The sequence below is a fragment of the Pseudomonas artemisiae genome, from assembly GCF_057128685.1.
This window is the reverse complement of the sequence record NZ_JBSKHS010000001.1, coordinates 214,801-238,309: the sequence shown is the minus strand read 5'-3', so window position 1 is coordinate 238,309 and position 23,509 is coordinate 214,801. Positions and strand designations below refer to the sequence as shown.

At 59.7% G+C, this 23,509-nt stretch carries 18 protein-coding genes and 1 pseudogene; 3 read left to right on the top strand and 16 right to left on the bottom strand.

Annotated features, from left to right (window positions below):
• Positions 1-10: 10 nt before the first annotated feature.
• From ACWKV4_RS01095 to ACWKV4_RS01065, 7 genes and pseudogenes are all read right to left on the bottom strand, one after another.
• Positions 11-2,359 carry a PepSY domain-containing protein gene (locus ACWKV4_RS01095; RefSeq protein ID WP_483830284.1) on the bottom strand — a complete coding sequence of 783 codons (2,349 nt, stop codon included), beginning with the start codon at positions 2,357-2,359 and terminating at the stop codon, positions 11-13.
• A 179-nt stretch (positions 2,360-2,538) separates the two neighbouring features.
• A pseudogene (locus tag ACWKV4_RS01090) lies at positions 2,539-3,013 on the bottom strand (REP-associated tyrosine transposase).
• A 231-nt stretch (positions 3,014-3,244) separates the two neighbouring features.
• Positions 3,245-4,408, bottom strand: a complete 1,164-nt coding sequence (locus tag ACWKV4_RS01085) for a type III PLP-dependent enzyme (RefSeq protein ID WP_483830283.1) — start codon at positions 4,406-4,408, stop codon at positions 3,245-3,247.
• A gap of 320 nt (positions 4,409-4,728) precedes the next feature.
• Positions 4,729-5,886 (bottom strand): osmoprotectant ABC transporter ATP-binding protein OsmV, encoded by a 1,158-nt coding sequence (locus ACWKV4_RS01080; protein ID WP_483830282.1) that lies wholly within the window; start codon positions 5,884-5,886, stop codon positions 4,729-4,731.
• A complete protein-coding gene (locus tag ACWKV4_RS01075; protein WP_483830281.1) occupies positions 5,883-6,536 on the bottom strand; it encodes an ABC transporter permease in 654 nt (217 codons plus the stop codon). Before ACWKV4_RS01075 ends, ACWKV4_RS01080 begins: the two co-directional genes overlap by 4 nt.
• Complete coding sequence (locus tag ACWKV4_RS01070) at positions 6,533-7,438, bottom strand: glycine betaine ABC transporter substrate-binding protein (RefSeq protein ID WP_483830280.1); 906 nt, start codon at positions 7,436-7,438, stop codon at positions 6,533-6,535. The genes ACWKV4_RS01075 and ACWKV4_RS01070 overlap by 4 nt, the downstream gene beginning before the upstream one ends.
• A gap of 22 nt (positions 7,439-7,460) precedes the next feature.
• Positions 7,461-8,180 (bottom strand): ABC transporter permease, encoded by a 720-nt coding sequence (locus ACWKV4_RS01065; RefSeq protein WP_483830279.1) that lies wholly within the window; start codon positions 8,178-8,180, stop codon positions 7,461-7,463.
• A gap of 403 nt (positions 8,181-8,583) precedes the next feature.
• Here ACWKV4_RS01065 and ACWKV4_RS01060 point away from each other — a divergent pair, with 403 nt between their 5' ends.
• On the top strand, positions 8,584-10,167 hold the full coding sequence (locus ACWKV4_RS01060) for a peptide chain release factor 3 (protein ID WP_483830278.1): 1,584 nt from the start codon (positions 8,584-8,586) through the stop codon (positions 10,165-10,167).
• An 87-nt stretch (positions 10,168-10,254) separates the two neighbouring features.
• Positions 10,255-10,578 carry an EthD family reductase gene (locus ACWKV4_RS01055; protein ID WP_483830277.1) on the top strand — a complete coding sequence of 108 codons (324 nt, stop codon included), beginning with the start codon at positions 10,255-10,257 and terminating at the stop codon, positions 10,576-10,578.
• Between the two features lie 193 nt (positions 10,579-10,771).
• Here ACWKV4_RS01055 and ACWKV4_RS01050 read toward each other — a convergent pair whose 3' ends face one another.
• A complete protein-coding gene (locus ACWKV4_RS01050) occupies positions 10,772-11,773 on the bottom strand; it encodes an SDR family NAD(P)-dependent oxidoreductase (protein ID WP_483830276.1) in 1,002 nt (333 codons plus the stop codon).
• Between the two features lie 331 nt (positions 11,774-12,104).
• On the opposite strand from ACWKV4_RS01050, the gene ACWKV4_RS01045 reads away from it, so the two are divergent.
• A complete protein-coding gene (locus tag ACWKV4_RS01045) occupies positions 12,105-13,049 on the top strand; it encodes a hypothetical protein (protein ID WP_483830275.1) in 945 nt (314 codons plus the stop codon).
• A gap of 177 nt (positions 13,050-13,226) precedes the next feature.
• Here the strand turns inward: ACWKV4_RS01045 and ACWKV4_RS01040 are convergent, their stop codons facing one another.
• From ACWKV4_RS01040 to ACWKV4_RS01005, 8 genes are all read right to left on the bottom strand, one after another.
• Positions 13,227-14,051, bottom strand: coding sequence for an MBL fold metallo-hydrolase (locus tag ACWKV4_RS01040; RefSeq protein ID WP_483830274.1), 825 nt, complete (start codon positions 14,049-14,051; stop codon positions 13,227-13,229).
• A gap of 173 nt (positions 14,052-14,224) precedes the next feature.
• Positions 14,225-15,196 (bottom strand): peptide ABC transporter ATP-binding protein, encoded by a 972-nt coding sequence (locus ACWKV4_RS01035; RefSeq protein WP_483830273.1) that lies wholly within the window; start codon positions 15,194-15,196, stop codon positions 14,225-14,227.
• Positions 15,196-16,164 carry an ABC transporter ATP-binding protein gene (locus ACWKV4_RS01030; protein WP_483830272.1) on the bottom strand — a complete coding sequence of 323 codons (969 nt, stop codon included), beginning with the start codon at positions 16,162-16,164 and terminating at the stop codon, positions 15,196-15,198. Before ACWKV4_RS01030 ends, ACWKV4_RS01035 begins: the two co-directional genes overlap by 1 nt.
• A 10-nt stretch (positions 16,165-16,174) precedes the next feature.
• The gene (locus ACWKV4_RS01025) at positions 16,175-17,086 is read right to left on the bottom strand and encodes an ABC transporter permease subunit (protein ID WP_483830271.1); all 912 of its coding nucleotides are present in this window, start codon (positions 17,084-17,086) and stop codon (positions 16,175-16,177) included.
• A 9-nt stretch (positions 17,087-17,095) separates the two neighbouring features.
• Complete coding sequence (locus ACWKV4_RS01020; RefSeq protein ID WP_483830270.1) at positions 17,096-18,106, bottom strand: ABC transporter permease subunit; 1,011 nt, start codon at positions 18,104-18,106, stop codon at positions 17,096-17,098.
• 108 nt (positions 18,107-18,214) lie between these two features.
• A complete protein-coding gene (locus tag ACWKV4_RS01015; protein WP_483830269.1) occupies positions 18,215-19,810 on the bottom strand; it encodes an ABC transporter substrate-binding protein in 1,596 nt (531 codons plus the stop codon).
• A gap of 71 nt (positions 19,811-19,881) precedes the next feature.
• Positions 19,882-21,300, bottom strand: a complete 1,419-nt coding sequence (locus ACWKV4_RS01010) for an OprD family porin (protein ID WP_483830268.1) — start codon at positions 21,298-21,300, stop codon at positions 19,882-19,884.
• A 272-nt stretch (positions 21,301-21,572) separates the two neighbouring features.
• Complete coding sequence (locus ACWKV4_RS01005) at positions 21,573-23,174, bottom strand: ABC transporter substrate-binding protein (RefSeq protein ID WP_483830267.1); 1,602 nt, start codon at positions 23,172-23,174, stop codon at positions 21,573-21,575.
• Positions 23,175-23,509 lie beyond the last annotated feature (335 nt).

The window sequence follows — 23,509 nt, the reverse complement described above, 5'->3', positions numbered from 1 at the left end:
AGGGCGCTGATCAGTACACATCCCGCCGATAGCGCCCTGTCTCGATCAGGCCTTCCACCACGCCATCCCCTAGTACTGTGCGCAGGGCGTCATCCACGCCTTGGGCCATGCCCTCCAGGCTGCCACATACATAAATCGCAGCGTCGTCTTCGAGCCATTGCCGTACTGCCATAGCCTCTTCACGCAGCACGTGTTGCACATAGCGTTTTTGCGCCTGGTCTCGGGAAAATACCGGGGTCAGCCGTGCCAAGTCACCGCGGGCGTGCCATTCGCCGAGCAAGGCCTCGAAGGGGTAGTCCGTGGCGCGATTGCGCTCGCCGAAGATCAACCAGTTACGCCGCTGCCCGCGCTCGATACGGGCCTTGAGCAAGCTCAGCAGGCCGGCCAGGCCACTGCCGTTGCCAATAAGGATGAGCGGGCGGTCGTCCTCGGGAAGGTGGAAGTTAGAATTAGGGCGCAGCCGAGCGTCCAGGCACGTACCCAGCGCTGCCTGGGCCGTGAGCCAGCCGGAGCAAACCCCCAGCGTGCCATTAGCCAGGCGATGTTGGCGTACCAGCACGCTCAGGTAGCCGTCGTTGGAGAGCGAGGCAATGGAGTAGGCCCGAGGTTGGGTCGCCAGTGCCTGCCCCGGTGGTAGCACTTCCAGCAGGTCACCTGCCTGCCAGTGAGCGCCGCTGGGTAAGGCGAGTTTAAGCTCGAATAGCGGCGCCCCCGCGCTGCCTGGGTTGAGCAGGCGGCGTTCGAGCAGTGGCCAGCCTTGAAAGGGCGCCGGGCCAGCCACGCCATCACCGGCAGCGCAGTGTTCACCCAGTGCGTGGTGCCAGCGTTGAAGGTCAGCCTCGTTTGCGTTGTCCACCTCCATGGTGGGGAACAGCGGGTGCGCGCCCTGGGCTTCGAGCCAGCCGGCCAGGCGATGGCCAAAGCCGCAGAAATGGCTGTAACCGCGGTCCCCCAGGGCCAGTACCGCGTAGTCCAACTGGGGCAGCGGCCATTGCCGCGCGGCCAGTTGCCGCTCGAACAACCGCGCGGCATCCGGGGCGTCGCCCTCGCCAAAGGTGCTGACCACGAACAGCGCCCGGCTGGCGTTTTTAAGGTCGCTTTCGCTCACCGCGCCAAGGCTCACCACTCGCGCGCCCTGGCCGCTGGCTTGCAGGCGCGCGGCGGCTTGCCAGGCCAGTTGTTCGGCCAAGCCGGTTTGGCTGGCAAAGGCCACCAACCAGCCTTCCTGCTGGCCGTTCAGGCCTTGGCGGCTAAGGCGAACGTGCCTGGCCTTGCGGCGGCGATCCAGGTACAGCAGCCAGCCGGTGATAAAGAACAGCGGCATGCACAGGCCAGCTGCCGTTATCAGCACCCGCCCGGGTAGCCCTAGATAGCTGCCGGTATGCAAGGCGTAGTTACTGGTGAACAAGCGCTCACCCAAGGGCTTATCGGCGTAGCGTTCATGGGTGAGCACAGCGCCGGATAGTGGGTCCAGCTCGATAGGGTTGAAGGCGCGATCATGGGGCGAGCTGTTCAGCAGATAGAAACCGGTGGCCGGTTGCCCGGCGGCCAGAGGCAACTTCAGGTTAAAGCTGCTCAGCCCAGGCCCGGCCGCGGTTTGAATGGCGCGCCACAATGCGTCTACATCCGTTTGCGGAACAGGTTGCGCGTGGGCCTGTTTGCGGCCCTCGCCACGCGGTGGGGCAGTTGCGCCCGTCAATAGCCGGGAGGCACCATCACGGTACCAGTCGTAAGACCACATCAGCCCTGTGCAGGCTGCTACCAGGTAACATGCCAGGCACCAGGTACCGGCCACGGCGTGTAGGTCCCACTTAAACGCCCGACCGCGCTTGGCCCAATTCAGGGTCAGCCAGGCGCGCCAATGCAAAGGCTGCCTAGGCCAGCGCAGATACAGGCCGGATATACAGAAAAACAACAATGCCAGGGTGCAGGCGCCGGTGATTTGCTTACCGGTTTCACCCATGGCTAGAAAGCGGTGTAACTTCAATACGAAGGCGAAAAAGGCTTCCCCGCTAATACCCTGCCGCAACATCCCAGTATAAGGGTCTACATAAGCCATCGCGCCCTTACGTTCTCCGGGCGCCGGCATGAAAAACACCCTGGAGGCTTGCCCGCCCCGCGTGTTTATCCATAAGCCGTTTACTTTCTCTGGCTGCTGAGCTTCCACCCGTTCTATCAGTTGCGAAAGGGGCAATATGCCCGCGTCACTGCCCTGCACCTTCAGGGTATTGGGGTTAAGCGCCAGCAACAGCTCAGGCTGAAAGGAATATACCGCGCCAGTCAGCCCCATCAGCGAAAGCACCAAGCCCGCGCTTATGCCGAACAGCCAGTGAAGTTGGAAAACCGTTTTCTTGAACACGTGCCTGCCCGTTGAACGATCTGGAGGGGCGTTATAGCAAAATCCAGCTGCCCGGGTCGCCTTCAGGTGCTCTACCCAATGCCTTCGCCAGCGTTGCTGGCTCCTACAGTAGGGCGTGTGCCCGTAACCGGCTGTAGAAGCCAGCGCAGTTGGCGAATGGGCAGGTGTAACAGGTGTGGTTACCCTCTACCGCTCAACCACATGGCGTCCCATAACGGGTATTGACCTACGTGGGTGACCAGCCCTGCTCTTACAGGATTGGCTATTACATAGCGGGCGGCGGATTTCAGGTCTTCCCCTTGCCTCAGCGCGCGGTCGTAAAAGCCTCTTTGCCAAACAGGGCCGGTGCGCGCGAGTGCTTGATTGATGGCAATCGCGGAGCGTGCCTTTACTCTTTACTCTTTGCACGGCCCGGGCCAGGGCGCCCTTCCTCAGTTGCATAAGCCAGTGCAAATGGTCTGGCATCACCACCCATGCAATGGTCAATGCATGCCTCTCATCGTGCTCTCGCCTTAATTGCTGACACACCAATCGCCCGATTTGCCATTGAGCGAAGGTCAGCTCACGTCTATAGGTATTGGTAGTAATCAGATACACGCGACCGATTTCGGAAATCCTGCCTTTACGAAGATCTTTGCCCCTGTAATGCCGCATAAATGGCCCTCCTTGCCAAAAATGAAAGGCTAAAAGGTGTGAGGCAAGAGATAAATAGGCAGGCTTTTGCGGGATATAACGGACGTAGGAGCCAACGCCAGTTGGCGAATGGACTGGCAGGGTTGCCTGAGGTTGCCCCGCCAATCGCTTTCGCCAGCTTGGCTGGCTCCTACCGTTATCGGACGTAGGAGCCAACGCAGTTGGCGAACGGGCGGGCGAGGCGCCACGGAGTTACAGGTAATAGGCCTTCAAGGGTGGGAACCCGTTGAATTCCACGGCGCTGTAGCTGGTGGTATAGGCACCGGTCGATAGCCAATACATACGGTCACCAATGGCCAGGTTCAGCGGCAGGCCGTACTTGTAATGCTCGTACATGATGTCGGCGCTGTCGCAGGTGGGGCCGGCGATGACCACTTCTTCCATCTCGCCCTTCTTCTCGGTCCAGATCGGGAATTTGATGGACTCGTCCATGGTTTCGATCAGGCCGCTGAATTTACCCACGTCGGTGTAGACCCAGCGCTCTACGGCTGTACGCGACTTGCGCGCCACCAAGACCACTTCACTGACCAGAATGCCTGCGTTGGCGATCAGCGAGCGGCCCGGCTCCAGAATGATTTCTGGCAGGTCATCACCGAAGTCTTCCTTGAGGAAGCGAATGATTTCCTCAGCATAGGTTTCCAGGCTGTTGGTGCGGGTGATGTAGTTGGCCGGGAAGCCGCCGCCCATATTGATCAGCTTCAGTACGATGCCGTCTTCTTCCTTCAAGCGCTCGAAGATCACTTTCACCTTGGCGATGGCCGCATCCCATACGCTGATATCCCGCTGCTGGGAACCCACATGGAACGAAATGCCGTAGGGCACCAGGCCCAGGTCTCGGGCCAGGATCAACAAGTCCATGGCCATGTCGGTCTGGCAGCCGAACTTGCGCGACAATGGCCAGTCCGCCGTGGTCGAGCCCTCGGTAAGAATGCGCACATACACCTTGGCACCCGGGGCGGCTTTGGCGATGTTGCGCAGGTCCGCTTCCGAGTCCGTGGCGAACAGCCGCACGCCCTTGTCGTAGAAGTAGCGGATGTCCTTGGACTTTTTGATGGTGTTGCCATAGCTGATGCGCTCTGGGCCCACGCCGCAGCCCATCACCTTGTCAAGCTCATAGATAGAGGCGATATCAAAGCTTGAGCCTTTGTCGCGCAGCAATTCGATGATCTCAACAGCCGGGTTGGCCTTCACCGCGTAATACACCTTGGCAAACTCGAAACCGGCGCGCAGGTCGTCATAGGCCTGGCTGATGATCTGGGTATCGATCACCACGAACGGGGTTTCCTGGGTGTCGGCGAACGTCTTCATTTTCTGGAAGGTTTCGCGAGGATAGTAGTCTTCGACCTTGATCGACATACACCGAACTCCTTGGGGGAAGCGAGCGTGAAAGAGGATGAAACCTAATGCCCTGTGTATCCCCTATGACCTCTGTCTGGTGATCGATACTCAAGCCGGATCAACCCGTTTCAGCGGGGAACATTTGGCGCGCACTGTAGGGCGTGAGCGCGTTGAGATCAATTAAAAATGTCGCGTTTAAATAAATTAAACGTCGCATTTAAATAAATTAAACAGTCTAGAAGCCTACCAGGCTTCGCTTGGTCCCATAGCGTTCGGCAGCGCACTCAACCGGTAGGGCCGGGCGAAGCCCGGGAAACCTTCAGACACCGGCGCCGGACTCAGCTAGCCACCTGCTCCGCGGGGGATACGATACTGGTTTTCATACCCTTGGACCGGCCGGAGCTTAAGTAGGCCGCGATGGATTCCTGGGTGACTTCGCCCAGGAACACGTTCTCAGCGTCCAGCACTGGCAGCCATGAGCGGTTGAACTCGTACATGCGCGACAGCAGGATGCGCAGGTTCTCGTCGTAGGCAGCAGTGCCGTTGAAGGGCCGCAAGAAGGTGGCGCAGCTGCCTTGCTGGCGGTAAAGGTCACGGCGGCGCACGTAACCCATGGCCTTGTTGGCCGCATCGGTGACCACCACGTAACGGCGGTCGTGTTCGTCCATCAACTCCAGAGCGTCGGTAACGGGGGTCTGGGGGTTTACTGACGGGGCGTTGTCAGCGGCGTCCTCGGCTTTTACCAGCAGCAGGCGCTTGAGCGTGCTGTCCTGACCCACGAAGTTGCTGACGAAATCATCCACCGGGTGGGCGAGGAGGGTATCGGGGTGGTCCAACTGCAACAACTTGCCAGCGCGGAAGATGGCGATCTTATCGCCCAGTTTGAGGGCTTCGTCGATGTCATGGCTCACCATGATCACCGTTTTGTTCAGCGCCCGTTGCATCTCGAAGAACTCGTTCTGGATCATCTCCCGGTTGATCGGGTCCACCGCGCCAAAGGGCTCGTCCATCAGCAACAGCGGTGCATCGGCGGCCAGGGCGCGGATCACGCCGATACGCTGCTGCTGGCCGCCGGATAGCTCGCGCGGGTAACGGTTCAAGTACTGCTTGGGCTCCAGCTTGATCATGCCCATCAGCTCTCGCGCCCGCTCGCGGCACTTGTTTTTGTCCCAGCCCAGCAAGCGCGGTACCACCGTGATGTTCTCTTCAATGGTCATGTTGGGGAACAGGCCGATCTGCTGAATCACATAGCCGATCTTGCGGCGCAGGGTGACTTCGTCCAATGAACTGGTGTCTTCGCCGTTGATCAACACCTTGCCTGAGGTGGGCTCGATCAGCCGGTTGATCATCTTCAAGGTGGTGCTTTTGCCGCACCCGGAAGGGCCCAGGAACACGCAGATTTCCCCTTCGTTTACGGTCAGGCTCACCGCGTCCACGGCACGCACGTCCTTGCCGTTGCTGTTGAAGGTTTTGGTCAGGTTCTGTAGTTCGATCATTTGAGCAGTCCTTTCGGGGTCAGCGAGCGTTGCAGCCATTGCAGGAGCAGGTCGGCGATGATGGCGAGCAGGCTCACCAATACCGCGCCAACGACCAGCATCGACATATCGCTGCGGCTGATGGAAGTCAGGATAAGCACACCAAGGCCGCCGGCCCCGATGGTGGCGGCGATGGTCATCACGCCAATGTTCATGACGACCGCGGTGCGCACACCGGCCAGGATCACCGGCACGGCAATGGGCAGCTCCACCATGCGCAAGCGTTGGCCGAAGGTCATGCCGATGCCGCGGGCGGCTTCGCGGATACCCGGCTCGATGCTGGTCAGCGCCAGGTAGGTGTTACGCAAGATCGGCAGCAGCGAATAGAGGAACACCGCGGTAATGGCTGGCAACGGGCCCAGCCCTTGGCCGAACTTGGAATAGAACGGCAGCAATAGACCGAACAGCGCGATGGAGGGAATGGTCAGCAGTACCGTGGCGCTGGCCTGCAGGGGGCCGGCCAGGGCGGGGAAGCGAGTCATCAGTATGCCCAAGGGTACGCCGACCAGGATCGCCAAACTGACCGCGACCCCCACCAGCATTACATGCTGCCCCGTGAGATGGATAACCTGGTGCCAGTCGATATGGGCGAAGGTGTCGAGCAGGTTCATTTCGCCTCCTGGGTCAGTTCAGGGTGCTTGGCCAGGAACGCCTGCGCCACCTTGGTGGGGCTGTCGTGCTCCACGTCTACCTGGGCGTTGAGCTGGCGCATGGTGGCGTTGTCTAGCAGGTTGGCCAAGGGCGTGAGCAGCGTCGCCAGCTCGGGGTGGGCCTCAAGGTAGTCCTTGCGAATCACAGGCGCCGCGGTGTAGTCAGGGAAGTAATGCAGGTCATCCTCCAGCACCTTCAGGCCGAAGGAATCCAGCCGTCCATCGGTGGTGTACACCAGGCCCGCAAACACTTGCCCATTGCGCAGCGCGGTATACACCAGGCCTGCGTCCATCTGGCGGATATCCTCGCGGGTGAATACCAGGCCGTAGGTTTGGGTCAGGCCTACCAGGCCGTCAGGCCTATTGGCGAACTCCGTGTCCAGCGCTAATACATGGCCCTTTTTCGGCTCGCGCTTCACCACCTCGTTCAGTTGGCTAATGCTGTTGACCTGGGGATATTGCTGGGCGATTTTTTCCGGTAACGCCAGGGCGTAGGTGTTGTTGAATTTCGACGGCGCTAGCCACGCCAGGCCTTTTTGCGCATCCAGGGTTTTTACCCGCTGGTAGGTGGCTTCGCTGTCGAGCTTTTCGTTCACATGGTTGTAGGACACCAGCGATACGCCCGTGTATTCCCAGAGCAGGTCCAACTGGCCGGTTTCCTGGGCGCTACGGGCAATGTTGCTGCCCAGCCCTGAAGTGATCTGTACGTCATAGCCTTTGGTTTTCAAGTATTCGGCGGTCAGGGTGGCCAGCACGGTTTGTTCAGTGAACACCCGAGCACCCACGCGTAACACTGGATTTTGCGCGTGGGCCTGGCCCGCGCACAGCAGGGCCAAGCCCAGCATCATGCAGAGTCGTTTCATAAGAGGTCCTTGTCGGCCAGGCTCAGCGAGCCGGGGCCAGCCCACGTTCGAGCCAGGTACGGCTGGCAAAAGTGACGATGCCGTCAAGCAGCAGGGCGAGCAGCGCGGTGCAGGCGGCGCCCAGCACCAACTGCGGCTGGTTGTTCAGGGCGATGCCGGGGAAAATCAGGCTGCCCAGGCTGTTGGCGCCGATCAGGAACGACAGCGGCGCGGTACCCACGTTGAGCGCCAGGGCTACCCGCACACCACCGATAATGATCGGCACCGCGTTGGGCAACTCCACCTGCCACAACACTTGGCGTGGCGTCATGCCGATCCCGGTCGCGGCCTCCTTGAGCGAGCCTTCGACGTTCTTCAGGCCTTCATAGGTGTTGCGTACGATGGGCAGCAACGAGGCCAGGAACAAGGCGAAAATCGCCGGCCATGCGCCAATGCCCAGAATGCTCAAGGCAATGGCCAGCACCGCCAAGGGTGGCACGGTATTGCCAATGTTGAACACCTGCATGAAGCGCTCGGCGCTATGGGCGCGAGCCGGGCGGCTAAGCCAGATGCCTGCGGGAATACCCACAACGATTGCAGCGAACATCGAAACCAGTACCAGCTCAAGGTGGGCTTGCAAGTAGAACCACAAGTCACTCTGGTAATGCCGTAGTGTGTCTACACCGATCCAGTGGACCAGCAGGGCCAGGATCACCGCGATAACCGCGGCGCCCAACAGCCCCTTTCCATAGCCATTAGCCATAGAAGGACTCCTCTTTCCAAGTCGGCGCGGCGTTGCGTGGCACACCCTAAGGGCTGCCAGCTAGCTGCGCGAGATGCAGCCCGTACACGTTGCCTGGCAAACAGGGCGCGATGCGAGCCATGAGCACAACCCGTCGGGCTGAATATGGCCAGTGCGGCCGTCCCGAGAGGCATCGTATCGAGTGAATGGACGCCTTCAGCGCCGCAAAGGTTCACATGTACGGCTTCGTTTGGCCAGGCCGGGGTGTCTGTGGCGGGCTCTGGGCTTGCTGGCCGTGGGTGCTTCCAAGCGCCTGCGCCCCAGGTATTCAGGGCGTTTCGCCGCTCGCCAAGAGGTTGAACAGCAGTAGGTGTTTATACGCTATAATCCGTGCCCTTTTTTACCGTCACCCTGGGCACCCTTCATGACCCAACAGGCCGCTGAAGTCGCGAAGCGCCGTACCTTCGCCATTATTTCTCACCCCGATGCGGGTAAAACCACCATCACCGAAAAGCTGTTGCTGATGGGCAAGGCGATCGCCGTGGCCGGTACGGTAAAGTCGCGTAAGTCCGACCGCCATGCGACCAGTGACTGGATGGAAATGGAAAAGCAACGGGGCATCTCTATCACCACCTCGGTGATGCAGTTCCCTTACCGCGAGCACATGATCAACCTGCTCGATACCCCCGGCCACGAAGACTTCTCCGAAGACACCTACCGCACCCTCACCGCGGTGGACTCGGCGCTGATGGTGCTGGACGGCGGTAAAGGCGTAGAGCCGCGAACCATCGCGTTGATGGACGTGTGCCGCCTGCGTGACACGCCTATCGTAAGCTTTATCAACAAGCTGGACCGGGACATCCGCGACCCTATCGAGCTGCTCGACGAAATCGAAGCCGTGCTGAAGATCAAGGCCGCGCCCATTACCTGGCCCATCGGCTGCTACCGGGACTTCAAGGGGGTGTACCACCTCGAAGGCGATTACATCATCGTCTACACCCCTGGCCACGGCCACGAGCGCACCGATGTGAAGATCATCGAGAAGCTCGATTCGGACGAAGCCCGTTCGCACCTGGGCGATGAATACGACCGCTTTGTGGAACAGCTGGAGTTGGTCCAGGGTGCCTGCCACACCTTTGACCGCGATGAGTTCATCAATGGCCAGTTGACCCCGGTGTTCTTCGGCACGGCCCTGGGCAACTTCGGCGTGGACCACGTGTTGGACGCAGTCGTGAACTGGGCGCCGCTGCCCCTGCCACGGGTAGCGCACGAGCGTACCGTCGAGCCCATTGAAGAGAAGTTCTCCGGCTTCGTGTTCAAGATCCAGGCGAACATGGACCCTAAACACCGGGACCGTATCGCCTTTATGCGTATTTGCTCGGGCAAGTACGACCAAGGCATGAAGCTGCGCCATGTGCGTACTGGTAAGGACTTGCGCGTAGGCGATGCACTGACCTTCTTCTCGTCCGAGCGCGAGCAACTGGTCGAGGCCTTCGCCGGGGACATCATCGGCTTGCACAACCACGGCACCATCCAGATCGGCGACACCTTTACCGAAGGCGAAAGCCTGGGCTTCACCGGTATTCCGCACTTCGCGCCGGAATTGTTCCGCCGCGTACGGCTGAAAGACCCGCTCAAGTCCAAGCAGCTGCGTCAGGGTTTGCAGCAGCTGGCCGAGGAGGGCGCGACTCAGGTGTTCTTCCCGCTGCGCAGCAACGACATCATCCTCGGCGCCGTGGGTGTGCTGCAGTTTGACGTGGTCGCCAGCCGGCTCAAGGAAGAATACAAGGTGGAATGTGCCTACGAGCCGATCACGGTGTGGTCTGCGCGCTGGATCGCCTGTGGCGATAAGAAGAAGCTCGAAGAATTCGAAACCAAGGCGGTGGAAAACCTGGCTATGGACGGCGGTGGTCACCTGACCTACCTGGCGCCCACGCGGGTCAACCTCTCGGTGATGCAGGAGCGCTGGCCGGATGTGACCTTCCGCGCTACCCGCGAGCATCACTAGGCACGGCACTGTTTCATCTTAGGCCACTCCCCAGGGCGCTGCGGGTGGCCTATGCTGGGGCCCTTATTCCACTGTAAGGGCTTTCCCATGATCAAAGTGTCCGTGCTTTATCCCTATACCGAAGGCGCCACGTTCGACTACAAGTACTACCTTGAGAACCACATGGGGCTGGTCAAGGAACGGCTGGGCCCTAGCCTGTTGTCCTACTCGGTAGAGAAAGGCGTTAGTGGTAACGATGAAGGTGGTAACCCTCGCTATATCACCCAGTGCAACCTGTATTTCGCGTCCCTCGCCTCGCTGGCCACCGCCATGGGGCCTCATGGCAATGAGCTAAGCGCCGACGTGCCCAACTTCACCACCATTACGCCGGTACAGCAGGTAAGTGAAGTGCTGGTCGATACCCGCGGGTAATACCCCTTGCCCTTGTAGGAGCTGGCGCCAGCCAGCGAATTGGCGACAACGCAAGCCTATCTCTTGTAGGCGCGAGCGCCAGTTCGCGAAGAGACAGCGTAGGCAGCCAAAAGCCGCTGTTCGCCAGCTTTGCTGGCTCCTACAGTGAAACATTACTACGTTATAACCAGCGAAAATTGGCTAGGAGCCTGCATCAAATCCGATCGGCCTGCTCCTGGCGAAGGCGCTCCCTGATACCACCGTCCATGCGCTGGCCTGCCTCCACTGGCGTGTGGAAACTTCCAGAGGTGTCTGGCATAGCAGGGTTCATTTCTACTTCGGCCTTTTTGATGGCCAGGCCTGAAAGCCGCTCGTTAAGCCTCGGCGTTACACGGTGGCTGTAGTAGGCCAGCTTGGCCTTGTAGCCCACCGCGATTTCTTTGCGGGGGGTGAGTAACGTTTGGATAATCGCATCCACCACGTTCTGTGGGTCATCCATGGTAGGCATGCGCGCGGCATGGCCCGTGTAATTGGCAACGTGGTCCCACAGCGGCGTATCCAGTGCCCACGGCATTACGGTGGAGACGTGCACGTCTGGCTCGCGCTTGAGCCGTAGTTCTTCATTCAGCACCCGGCCCAGCATCAGTACGCCGGCTTTGGAAGCAGAGTAAGACGCCTGATAGGCATGGGGGATTTCGCTGTCCACTGAGCCGACGTTAACCAAAGTGCCATAGCCCTGGGCGCGGAACTGCCCCATGGCCAGGTAACTGCCGGTTACCACGCCTTTCAGGTTTACATCCAGCAAGCGCAAGTGGTCTTCCAAGGGCACGTCTTCAAAAAGGCCGATGGAAGCAATGCCAGCATTGTTCACCCAGCCATCGATTACGCCAAACCGCTCAAGGGTTTGCTCAATCAGGGCCTGCATCTGGGCAGCATCGCTAACGTCCGTGGTAACCACTAAAGGTAGGCCGCCCAACTCACGCATCTCTTGCGCCAGGTCTTCCAAGGCATCGGTGCGGCGTGCGGCAATAGCCACGTTAGCGCCAGCGCTGGCCAGTGCCAGGGCGGTACCTCGACCCACGCCGCTGGAGGCGCCGGTCACTACAAAGGTTTTGCCTGCCAGTGTGGCGCGCTGAGCCGTGCTAACCGGGCGAGTGTTGCGGGACAGCAATAAGGCTGCGGCGGGAACGAGCAGTAATAAGGGCCAGGCACGCATGAATAAGTCACTCTTCTATGAAAGGGGCTTTAAAGCTGACTGACCCCACGGGAGCGAGTTGTAGTGTGCTACCCGGCGCTGCGACCGGCGGCAAAAACGGTGCGCATAGTTAGCGTATGAGTTCCGAAATGTGTGAACTGGATCACGATTAGGGTATTGCATAAAACCATGGCCTTGATGAGGAGATCTGGCATTTTGCATGATGGCTTTTTTAACATGGCTTTGTAACCTGTTGTTTCATAAGGACCTACGCTTTTTTAGATAGAGTTGGCACGCCCACTGCAATACCCCCCGTGATGGACTAATTGCTAACTAAAAAAGGCCTCGCTAAATGATTACTTCTGCCGATTACTCATCCGCCGCCGCGGACGGCCCAAATCGCTCAGGTGTGTCCTGGGCTGCCATCTTCGCTGGTGCCGCCGCAGCCGCGGCCCTGACGTTGATACTCGTAGTGCTGGGGGCGGGGCTAGGTTTTGCCGCGTCTTCACCTTGGGCAAACGAAGGCGCGAGCGCGAAAGCGATCGGCGTCTCTAGCATCGTCTACCTGCTGGTCACCGCTATTCTTGCTTCCGGCTTGGGTGGCTACATTGCAGGCCGCCTGCGTGTACGTTGGGCCAACCTGCATGGCGATGAAGTGTATTTCCGTGACACCGCCCATGGCTTCCTGAGCTGGGCCGTAGCTACCTTGGTAACCACCGCGCTGATCGTAGGTACCGCGGGTAATGTCGCCGGTGCTGGCGCGCAAGCAGGTGCCAGCGTTGTCTCCGGTGCTGCGCAGGTGGCCGGTAGTGCTGCTGGCAGTGCTGCCGCCAACAGCGGTAAAGGCGGCGACCCAATGGGTTACTTCGTCGACAGCCTGTTCCGTAGCGAAGGCCCTGCCTCGGTTAGCGACGATGCCGTCAATGGCGTTGCCAACCGCATCTTCACCAAGGCCCTGGCCGGTGACGGCAAACTGAACGCCGATGACCGCGCATACCTGGCACAGATGGTCGCTCAGCGTACTCGCCTGACCCAGGCAGAAGCGGAAGCCCGTGTAGACCAAGTGTACGCCCAAGTGCTTAAAACCACTGAAGACGCCAAGGTAGCCGCCAAGCAAGCCGCGGACGCTGCCGCTAAAGCCGCTGCCTGGGCTTCGCTGTGGACCTTTATCGCCCTGCTGTGTGGTGCCTTCGCTGCTAGCTTCGCCGCTCTTGCAGGTGGCCGTCAGCGTGATAGCGCTCGCTGGTTGGACACTGACCGTCACGTGACCCAAACCACTACCGTACCGGTTCGCTGAGACCGTCTACGCCTACGATTGAACAAGGAGAAACATTATGCGTTCCTTACTGCTGTGGTTCCTGGGTATCCCAATCCCGATCATCATCCTGATCGCGCTGTTCATGCACTAAACAGCCGCTGATACCAAAACGCCGCGATCTGATCGCGGCGTTTTGCATTCAAGCGCTGACCCTCGCTAAACCATCCGCTCTAATTCCACGGCGTCATGGCTGCAGAACATACGAACGCCCGTGCCCTTGGCCAGGGACAGTGCCCTTAAGCGATTTTGGTTGGTCACCCGTTGGTCGTGGTCAAAGTCCATCATCCGTTGATAGAAGCGCAGCCCAGGCGGGCAATGGCGCTCAGGCTGACCCACCTCCCCACGGTAGAAATACGCATCCCCCGCGTGCAGCAGCCAGCCTTCCGAGGTACGCAATGCAACCCCTGCATGACCTGGGGTATGCCCTGCCAGGGGCACCAGCAAGATTTCTTCCTGAGCGTCCCCTAGCAGGGCCCGTACTGCTTCGAAACCATTCCAGCGGTCACCCTCCGGGTTGTAGAACGCCCACTCCTTTACCCCTTTCCATTGCTGAGCACGGAAGCGCCGTGTATCGCGCAAACCGGCCGCATGGCTGGCGGCAGTCATCTCGCTTTGCATCACATGCACCTTGGCGTTAGGGAAGTCCTCCAGGCCACCGGCATGGTCGAAGTCCAGGTGGGTCAGCACGATATGGCGCACATCGGCAGCGGAGAAGCCTAGCTGTTGAATCTGGGTCAGCGCGGTATAGCGGTGTTCAAGCTGGATATTGTTGAAGTACCGAAAGAATTGGCTCAGGCGCCGCTTGGGGTGGTTCACATCCTGGCTACCGAAGCCGGTATCCACCAGAACCAAGCCCTGGGTAGCGGTTTCGATCAACAGGCAATGGCACACCAGCCGCGCCGTTAGGCCATGGCTGTGACCGTCGAACAGTGCGCCGCCCACCGGGCACATGCAACCGCAATTAAGGTGATGAACACGCATGGTAGCCTCCGCTGATAGTCATACAACAGCGACTACCTGGCAGTGCGCGCCGATCCCTTGGGGCGATCGGCGGGAGGCAGGCGGCTGGCACTACCTTGTAGGAGCCGGCACAGCCGGCGCATCGCGTGACTCCCAGGCTTAGCCCGGCCCTACAAGGTAATCGCGCCCTTGAGTTACTTCAGGAACTGCTCGGCGTAGTGGCAAGCCACTTGGCGCGTGCCGACCGGGCGGAAGGCAGGCACATCGGTGACGCACTTCTCGGTGGCATAAGGGCAGCGCTTATGGAAAGGGCAGCCCGAGGGGGGATTGAGCGGGTTAGGCAATTCGCCGGCGATCTTGATCCTTGGCTTGTCCGGGTCGGGCTTGATGGTTGGGGTAGCCGATAGCAGCGCCTGGGTGTAGGGGTGCAGCGGGTTGTGGTAAAGGTCTTCCTTAGGCCCCATTTCCGCGGGCCGGCCCAGGTACATTACTAGCACGTCATCGGCCACATGGCGAACCACGGCCAGGTTGTGGGAGATGAACACATAGGCGGTGTGGTACTGCTGCTGCAAGTCCATGAACAGGTTCAGCACCTGGGCCTGGATAGACACGTCCAGCGCCGAGGTAGGCTCATCGGCCACCAGCACCTTAGGTTGCAGCATCATGGCTCGGGCCAGGGCAATACGCTGGCGCTGACCACCGGAGAACATATGCGGGTAGCGCTGGTAGTGCTCCGGTCGCAAACCCACTTGCTGCATCATCGCTTGTACTTTTTCCCGACGCTCAGCTTTGGACAAGTTGGTATTGATCAGCAAGGGTTCGCCCAGCTGGTCACCAATCTTCTGTCGAGGGTTAAGCGAGGCATAGGGGCTTTGGAACACCATCTGCACATCACGGCGCAGCTGTTTGCGTTCTTCCTTGCTGGCACCGGCCACTTCCTGGCCAGCGATTTTCAGCGAACCGGAGCTGGGCTCTTCGATCAGTGTGAGCTGCCGCGCCAGGGTGGACTTGCCACAGCCGGACTCACCCACCACGGCCAAGGTTTTGCCGGCTTCGAGTTCGAAGGACACACCATTGAGCGCCTGCACCGTAGCGTGGGGCTTGAACACACCCTGGGACACATCGTAATGGCGAGTCAGCTCGCGAGCGGTAAGTACGACGCTCATCACGCCACCTCCTGGTTACGCGGGAAGAAGCAGCGGGCCAGGCTCTGGGTTTTTGGGTCCAGGGCAGGGCGCTGCTGACGGCATTTTTCTTGTACATAGGGGCAGCGTGGCGATAGCAGGCAGCCATGAGGGCGGTCGTAGCGGCCTGGAACGATGCCCGGTAGCGTAGACAGCCGCTCGGCGCCTTCACTGTGTTCGGGAATCGCTGCCAACAACGCTTCACTGTAGGGGTGCGCCGGAGCATCGAACAGCTGCGGCACATGGCCCACTTCCACGGCCTGGCCGGCGTACATCACGCACACCCGCTGGGCGGTTTCAGCGACCACGGCCAGGTCGTGGGTAATCAGGATCAGGCCCATGTCCTGGTCCTTTTGCAGGGCCAGCAGAAGCTCCATGATCTGTGCCTGAATGGTCACGTCCAGCGCAGTGGTAGGTTCGTCGGCGATCAGCAGCTTAGGCTCGGCGGCGATGGCCATGGCAATGGCCACCCGTTGGCTCATGCCACCGGAAAGCTGGTGCGGGTAAGCATCCAGGCGGCTGGCGGCAGCCGGGATTTCCACTTTCTGCAAAAGCTCCAGGGCGCGGGCACGGGCGGCACGGCCAGAGAGGCCCAAGTGCGCGCGCAGCACTTCTTCGATCTGGAAACCCACGGTGTAGCTGGGGTTCAGGGCGGTCATTGGGTCCTGGAAGATCATCGCCAGGTCTTTACCGACTACCTGTCGACGCTGGCGCTTGCTCAGGGTGAGCATATCCTGGCCATCGAAGCGCAGGGCATCGGCGCTAACGATGCCAGGGGCTTCCACCAGGCCCATCAGGGCCATCATGGTCACGGATTTACCGGAGCCGGACTCACCCACGATGGCCAATACTTGGCCGCGATCCACGGTGAGGTCCAGGCCGTCTACCACTGGCACGGCATTGGCGTCGCCGAAGCGCACGCTTAGGTTTTTGATTTCGAGCAATGACATGGTGGCCTCCTCAGATCGCATTCTTGAGTTTCGGGTCCAGCGCATCGCGCAGGCCGTCGCCCATCAGGTTGATCGCCAGCACACTGAGCAGGATGGTCAGCCCAGGCAGGCTCACGACCCACCAGGCACGCTCAATGTAGTCGCGCGCCGAGGCCAGCATGGTGCCCCATTCCGGGGTGGGCGGCTGTACGCCCAGGCCCAGGAAGCCCAGGGCTGCGGCGTCGAGGATGGCGGAGGAGAAACTCAGGGTCGCCTGCACGATCAACGGTGCCAGGCAGTTGGGCAATACCGTGATGAACATCAACCGCGGCAGGGTCGCGCCCGCCAGCTTGGCGGCGGTGACGTAGTCACGGTTGAGCTCGCCCATCACTGCGGCACGGGTCAGGCGAACGTAGGACGGTAGCGAAACCACGGCAATGGCGATCACGGTGTTGATCAGGCCCGCGCCGAGAATGGCCACGATGGCCACGGCCAGCAGCAGCGACGGCAAGGCGAGCATGATGTCCATCAGGCGCATGATCGAGGGGCCAAGCACGCGGGGGAAGAACCCAGCCACCAGCCCCATCAGGATGCCAGGAATCAACGACATCACCACGGACGACAGGCCGATCAGCAGCGACAGGCGCGCGCCATGGATCAACCGCGAGAGCAGGTCACGGCCCAGTTCGTCAGTGCCCAGCAGGTATTGCAGCTGGCCACCTTCGGCCCAGGAGGGCGGGGTAAGCAAGGCGTCGCGGAACTGCTCGCTGGGGTCGAAAGGGGCGACCCAGGGCGCGAACAGGGCACAGAACACCACCAGGATCATGAATAGCAGGCCAGCCACCGCGCCTTTGTTACGGGCGAAGGCGGTCCAGAACTCCTTGTAAGGGGAGGGGTACAGCAGGCTTTGATCGGCTGCCGTGGTTTGAGCTTGGGTAGTCATGGCGGGATCTCAGCGCTGGTGACGAATACGTGGGTTGGCCAAGCCGTAGAGGATATCCACCACGAAGTTGACCATGATGATCAGGCAGGCAATCAACAGAATGCCGTTCTGTACCACGGGATAGTCACGGGCGCCGATGGCCTCGATCAGCCATTTACCCACGCCCGGCCAGGAGAAGATGGTCTCGGTCAAAACCGCACCGGCCAACAACGTGCCTACTTGCAGGCCAAATACGGTCAGTACCGGAATCAGCGCGTTGCGCAAGCCGTGTACGAACACTACGCGGGTAGGGGAGAGGCCCTTGGCGCGCGCGGTACGGATGTAGTCTTCACGCAGCACTTCAAGCATCGAAGACCGAGTCATGCGGGCGATGACTGCCAGCGGAATGGTGCCCAGCACGATGGCCGGCAGGATCAGGTGCCGCAGGGCATCGACCCAGGCGCCTTCGTCTTCGCTGAACAAGGTGTCGATCAGCATAAAGCCGGTTTTGGGCTGAATGTCATAGAGCAGGTCGATCCGCCCGGACACCGGGGTCCAGCCCAAGGTGACCGAGAAGAACATGATGAGGATCAGCCCCCACCAGAAAATCGGCATTGAATAACCCGCCAGGGAGATGCCCATCACCCCGTGGTCGAACAGTGAGCCTCGTCGCAAGGCCGCTATCACGCCCGCGAGCAGCCCGAGGATGCCGGCGAAGATCAGCGCGGCGATGGACAGCTCCATGGTGGCGGGGAACAGGGAGGTAAATTCGCTCCACACGCTTTCCCGGGTGCGCAGCGACTGGCCCAGGTCACCGTGGGCCAATTGCGCGATGTAGTTGCCGTATTGAACGTACAAGGGCTTGTTCAGGCCAAGGCGCTCCATGGCCTCGGCGTGCATTTGGGGATCGACCCGCCGCTCTCCCATCATCACTTCCACCGGGTCTCCGGGGATCAGGCGTATGAGCGCGAACGTCAGCAAGGTGATGCCGAAGAAGGTGGGAATCAACAGTCCCACTCGGCGGGCAATAAAGCTCAGCATTTTAAGGTCATACCTCATCGGCCAGTACGGCCGAGGCGGGGGACGGTTAAACCGGCCCCCGCCTCGGAGCCCGCCGCTGGCCCGGGTAGGGCCGCGGCAGGTCGGTTATTACTTCACCTGGGTTGTGGCGAAGTTGTTATAGGTCATGGGGCTTATATAGAAGCCCTCGACGTTTTTACGGGTTGCGACGAACAGCTTGGGGTAGGCCAGGCTGATCCAGGGTTGCTCCTTTTGGAAAATCGCTTGGGCCTGTTTGTACAGCTCAGCCCGCTTGGCCGTGTCCGTTTCGGCCCGTGCCTGCGCCAGCAGGCTGTCGTACGCCGGGTTACACCAGCGCGCGGCGTTCTCCCCGCTCTTGGCCGCGTCGCAGCTTAGGTTGGGGCTTACGAAGTTGTCCGGGTCGCCGTTGTCGCCGGCCCAGCCGTAGAACACCAGGTCGTGCTCGCCCATTTTGGCACGCTTGACCATTTCGCCCCATTCCATGATGCGGATATCCGCCTTCAGGCCTACCTTGGCCATGTCCGCCTGCAGCAACTGGGCGGCCAGCGGTGGGTTGGGGTTGGTCACGCCACCGCCGTTGCGGGTGAACACGGTAAAGCTTTGCCCCTCCGGTACCCCAGCCTCTTTGAGCAGGGCTCGGGCCTTCTCCGGATCATGGGGAAGGTCGGCAAGTGTAGAGTCGAAACCCAGCAACGTCGATGGGTAAGGGCCGGTACCTACGGTGGCGTTGCCAGCACCGAACAAGGTGTTGACCAGGTTTGGCTTGTCCAGCGCCATGGCGATGGCCTGACGCACCCGCACATCGCTGAGGTATTTGTGGGACGTGTTCATGGCCACATAGCTCACCACCAGCGCTTCGAGCTCATCCACGCGCAGGTTGGGGTCAGCCTTGAGGGACTTGATATCGTCCGGCTTCGGGTACAGCGCTACCTGGCATTCATTGGCCTTGAGCTTCTGCAAACGCACGTTGTTGTCCACGGTGATGGCGAACACCAAAGGGTCTGCGGGCGGCTTGCCTTTGAAATACTCAGGGTTGGCCTTATACCGGATTTGCGCGTCTTTGTTGTAGCGCGTCAGGATAAACGGTCCGGTGCCGATGGGCTTGGTGTTCATATCGCCGGTTTTGCCCGCCTTGAGCAGTTGGTCGGCGTACTCGGCGGAGTAGATCGACGCAAAGCCCATGGCCATGTCCCGCAGGAAGGGCGACTCTGGATGGTTCAGCTCGAACACCACGGTATAGTCATCGGTTTTGCTCACGTTCTTGAGCAAATCCTTAAAGCCCATGGCCTCGAAATACGGGAAGCCCATGGGGGACTTATCGTGCCAAGGGTGCTTAGGGTCCAGTTGGCGCTGGAAGGTCCACACCACGTCATCGGCAGTGAATTCGCGGGTGGGTTTGAAGTAATCGGTGGTGTGGAACTTCACACCTTTACGCAGGTGGAACGTATAGGTTTTGCCATCCTCGGAAATGTCCCAGCGCTCGGCGAGCTGAGGTTCGATGTCGGTGCCGCCGGGCGTGAAGTCCACCAAGCGGTTGAACACCGTTTGTGAGGACGCGTCCGCGGTGGTGGCCGCGGTGTACTGGACGATGTCGAAGCCTTCGGGGCTGGCCTCGGTGCACACGACCAGCGGCTTGGCCGCCGCCAGTGCGCTAAGGCTGAACAATGCCGCGCCTACAGCAGCGCGCAAGGAATGGCTTGTCATGGGAGTCTCTCGTTTTCAGAACCAACAGGCCGTGGCGACGGTTTTATCCACCCGCCACCACGACGGTGCGCTTACAGGATGTTGAATGGAACCGTGGTAACGATCCGCAGTTCATTTTCGCTGCCATCTGGCTGCGCATGAACGATGCCTTGAGCATCTTTGTCCTTGCTACCACGGTGAGTGGTGTAGGTCGCACGGATGGTGGTGGCTTTAAGCGGGCCGCTCTGTACGGCATAGGAGGTACCTACACCGTATTCCTGGTGGTGTTCGCCATCCAGGGTTTTTACGTCATAACCTTTGTTACGTACGTTATCGTAGTGGGTACCGTCGATATCCCAGCCACGCGCGCTGTAAATGCTGAACTTCAGGCCAGGCACGCCGAACTTGCTCATATCCAGGCCGTAAGCGATCTGGAAGGACTTCTCGTTAGGGGCGTTGAAGTCCGAGAGCAAGGAGTTGGCCAGGAAGATGCCGTTGGTTTCGTGTAGGTAGTCGAAGTACTCGTTACCGTCCACTTGCTGCCAGGCCAGGGTCAGGCTGTGAGCGCCATGGGTACCGGTGAGGCTAAAGCTGTAGGTGTTGTTGTCGATGCTGCCCAGTTTTTTGCTGCCTTCATCCTTGGTCTTGTAGTAGTTCAAGGAGGAGGTCAGTGCAAAGACGTCAGCATCACCCAGTTCGTGGGTCAAACCGAAGTAGTACTGGTTCCAGAGGTCTTCAGCCTGGGTGGCGTAGAAGCTGGTTTCCAGGCTCTTGAGTGGCTTATACACCAAGCCTGCGGTATGCACGTGATCGGCAGTCGCGCCGTTACCGTATTCTGTGGTGAAACGGGTCAAGCTTTGCTCGGTCCGTGGCGAAACACGGTCGAAGGTGCCGAGGTCGAAGGTCAGGTTATCGAATTCGGCGCTGTGCAAGGCGACCCCTTCGAAGCTCGAAGGCAAGGCGCGGTTACCGATGCTGGCGACCATCGGCGTGTTCAGGGTCTGACGGCCAGCGGTCAGGATGGTGTTGGAGTAGCGCAATTTGAGGTTTCCCAAACCCAACTTGCTCCACTGGTCTACAGCGTCGCCATCGCTGTCCGCCAATGTACGGTTGCTACCGCCCACGATACGACCGTTGCCACGTTCCAAGGCCACTTCGTTATAGAGAGCGCCTTCAACGGCCACCCCTATGGTGCCCTGGGTGAAGCCCGAGGTGTAGTTGAGGATGGTGCCTTGGGTCCAGGTTGTACGATCGTTGGTTCTTTCAGAAACGCCGTTCGTTTTGGGAACCTTAAAGCGGCCGCCGTCGGTGTTTTTGAATTTCTCCTTGGCGAAGAAGTTACGCGTGGTCCCCGACAACGATTGCCCTTCGATAAAACCCGTGGCTTCGTCCTGAGCGCTGGTGCTTTTCACGGTCAGCGGCACGAAGTCCTGGCTGGCAGGTTCAGCCAGGGCGAAGGTGCTGAAGCTGCCGACGGCAAGGGCCAGCAAGGTGCGTTGGGTGGTTCTCATGGGTGGTAGCTCCTGATGTCTTTTTTTTTGCCAACGCCTTTTTCTGGCGCCGATCTCTTCTTGGCCTTTCCCTAGGGAAAAGGGTCGCCCTTCTGTTTTGCGCGAACAGAGGGGCCAGCGGCCGACTTTAAGCCGTGCCACCAAAGCGTTGCATCCGTGATTTCTTTGAAGCTTGTGCGAAATTTCAGCGCGCTGCCTGAGCATCAGGCAGCAACCGCCGCTCCCGGGCCTTCCCTGGCCACGGTGAGCGAACGGTTACGCTGGTAAGGAGATCAGTCCTTGATGCCAACCCCGTAGAAGGAGTTGAGGCCAAACGGGCTGATACGGAAATCAGTTACGTTGGCACGCATCGGTTGGTACACCGTGGAGTGCGCGATGGGGGTCATCGCCACTTGTTGTTTAAGCAGTTGTTGCGCCTGCTTGTACAGCTCGGTGCGCTTGTCTTGATCCGGAATGGCCTTGGCGGCCTGGATCAGTTTTTCGTAGTCCTGGTTGCAGAACTTGCCAAAGTTGTTGCCGTTGAACGCGGCGCAGCTGAACAGGGTGCCCAGCCAGTTGTCCGGGTCACCGTTATCACCGCTCCAGCCAATAAGCATGGCACCGGTTTCGCCATTCTTGGCGCGCTTGATGTATTCGCCCCATTCGTAGCTGATGATTTTGGCCTTGATACCCACTTGAGCCCAGTCGTTCTGGAGCATCTCAGCCATTTGCTTGGCGTTGGGGTTGTAAGGGCGCTGGACGGGCATGGCCCATAGCTCGATCTCGGTGCCTTCAGGTACGCCCGCTTCTTTGAGCAGTTCCCGAGCTTTTTTCGGGTCGTAAGGGGCATCCTTGATGCTGGTGTCATACGACCACTGGGTAGGGGGCATGGCGTTCACGGCCAACTGCCCGGCACCTTGATAAACAGCGTTGAGGATTTCCGGCTTGTTGACTGCCATGTCCAGCGCCTGGCGAACCTTCAGATCCTTCAGCCAGGGTTTGGTAACGTTGTAAGAGATGTAGCCCAGGTTGAAGCCAGCCTGGTGAGGCATTTGCAGGTTTTTGTCTGCTTCCAGCGGCTTGAGGTCTGCCGGGCGAGGGTAAGCGGTGACCTGGCACTCGTTTTTCTTGAGCTTCTGCATGCGCACCGAGGCATCGGTGGTGATGGCGAAGATCAGGTTGTCCACCTTCACGTCGTCAGGCTTCCAGTAGTCCTTGTTGCCCTTGAAACGGATCTGGGCGTCTTTCTGGTAGCGGCTGAACACGAAAGGCCCAGTGCCGATAGGCTGCTGGTTGATGTTCTGTGGCTTGCCTTCCTTGAGCAGCTTGTCGGCGTACTCGGCGGATTGGACCGAAGCGAAGCTCATGGCCAGGTTCTGGATGAACGCTGCGTCTACTGTTTTGAGGGTAAAGCGTACCGTGGCGTCATCGAGCTTCTCGAGCTTGATGATGTTCTCGTTCATACCCATGTCGGTGAAGTACGGGAACTCGGTAGGGTAGGCCTTACGGAACGGCATGTCTTTGTCGATCATGCGGTTGAAGGTGAAGAGCACGTCATCGGCGTTGAAGTCACGGGTAGGCTTGAAATAGTCCGTGGTATGGAATTTCACGCCAGAGCGCAGGTGGAACGTGTAGGTCAGGTGGTCATCGGAGATGTCCCAACTGGTGGCGAGCCCTGGCTCGACCTGAGTACCGCCGCGCTGGAACTGTACCAAGCGGTTAAAAACGGTTTCAGCGGAAGCGTCGAAATCCGTGCCGGTGGTGTACTGACCGGGGTCGAAGCCAGCCGGGCTCCCTTCCGAACAGAACACCAGGTTGGCCGCGGCTTGGCTCAGCGGAGTAACAGCGAGCAGGCCGGCACCGACCAGGAACGGAATGACTGCGTGTTTGAGCATGGTGGCCTCATTGTTGGCTTTTGTTCGAAAAGAGGAAGGCCTTATGGGCCTCCCTGCCGATACTTATGCAGGGCTCATACCGAATGCAATGCAAAAGGCTCGGAAGGTTCCGAAAATGCAGTACGGACGTACTGGAATGTCGCATAAATATAAATTTAATGCGATTTAAACGTTTGCGTGGCCGTTTCGCTGGGTATTTCGGCGTTACGCAAGGCGCCTTGGGCGGGGTATGCACCTTTTTGGTGCTAAGGCCTGTGAATACTGGGCCAAATGGGTAAACAGGGGGAAATCAGCCCAGTATGTGGCTCAATCCTGCGCAAGACGTTATGTGACAT

Coding starts and splice junctions, on each gene's coding strand:
- ACWKV4_RS01085 (WP_483830283.1), bottom strand. CDS start 4,408: ATGTCGATCAAGGTCGAAGACTACTATCCTCGCGAAACCTTCCAGAAA.
- ACWKV4_RS01055 (WP_483830277.1), top strand. CDS start 10,255: ATGATCAAAGTGTCCGTGCTTTATCCCTATACCGAAGGCGCCACGTTC.
- ACWKV4_RS01035 (WP_483830273.1), bottom strand. CDS start 15,196: ATGAGCGTCGTACTTACCGCTCGCGAGCTGACTCGCCATTACGATGTG.
- ACWKV4_RS01020 (WP_483830270.1), bottom strand. CDS start 18,106: ATGCTGAGCTTTATTGCCCGCCGAGTGGGACTGTTGATTCCCACCTTC.
- ACWKV4_RS01025 (WP_483830271.1), bottom strand. CDS start 17,086: ATGACTACCCAAGCTCAAACCACGGCAGCCGATCAAAGCCTGCTGTAC.
- ACWKV4_RS01080 (WP_483830282.1), bottom strand. CDS start 5,886: ATGATCGAACTACAGAACCTGACCAAAACCTTCAACAGCAACGGCAAG.
- ACWKV4_RS01045 (WP_483830275.1), top strand. CDS start 12,105: ATGATTACTTCTGCCGATTACTCATCCGCCGCCGCGGACGGCCCAAAT.
- ACWKV4_RS01065 (WP_483830279.1), bottom strand. CDS start 8,180: ATGGCTAATGGCTATGGAAAGGGGCTGTTGGGCGCCGCGGTTATCGCG.
- ACWKV4_RS01050 (WP_483830276.1), bottom strand. CDS start 11,773: ATGCGTGCCTGGCCCTTATTACTGCTCGTTCCCGCCGCAGCCTTATTG.
- ACWKV4_RS01010 (WP_483830268.1), bottom strand. CDS start 21,300: ATGAGAACCACCCAACGCACCTTGCTGGCCCTTGCCGTCGGCAGCTTC.
- ACWKV4_RS01015 (WP_483830269.1), bottom strand. CDS start 19,810: ATGACAAGCCATTCCTTGCGCGCTGCTGTAGGCGCGGCATTGTTCAGC.
- ACWKV4_RS01060 (WP_483830278.1), top strand. CDS start 8,584: ATGACCCAACAGGCCGCTGAAGTCGCGAAGCGCCGTACCTTCGCCATT.
- ACWKV4_RS01005 (WP_483830267.1), bottom strand. CDS start 23,174: ATGCTCAAACACGCAGTCATTCCGTTCCTGGTCGGTGCCGGCCTGCTC.
- ACWKV4_RS01070 (WP_483830280.1), bottom strand. CDS start 7,438: ATGAAACGACTCTGCATGATGCTGGGCTTGGCCCTGCTGTGCGCGGGC.
- ACWKV4_RS01040 (WP_483830274.1), bottom strand. CDS start 14,051: ATGCGTGTTCATCACCTTAATTGCGGTTGCATGTGCCCGGTGGGCGGC.
- ACWKV4_RS01075 (WP_483830281.1), bottom strand. CDS start 6,536: ATGAACCTGCTCGACACCTTCGCCCATATCGACTGGCACCAGGTTATC.
- ACWKV4_RS01030 (WP_483830272.1), bottom strand. CDS start 16,164: ATGTCATTGCTCGAAATCAAAAACCTAAGCGTGCGCTTCGGCGACGCC.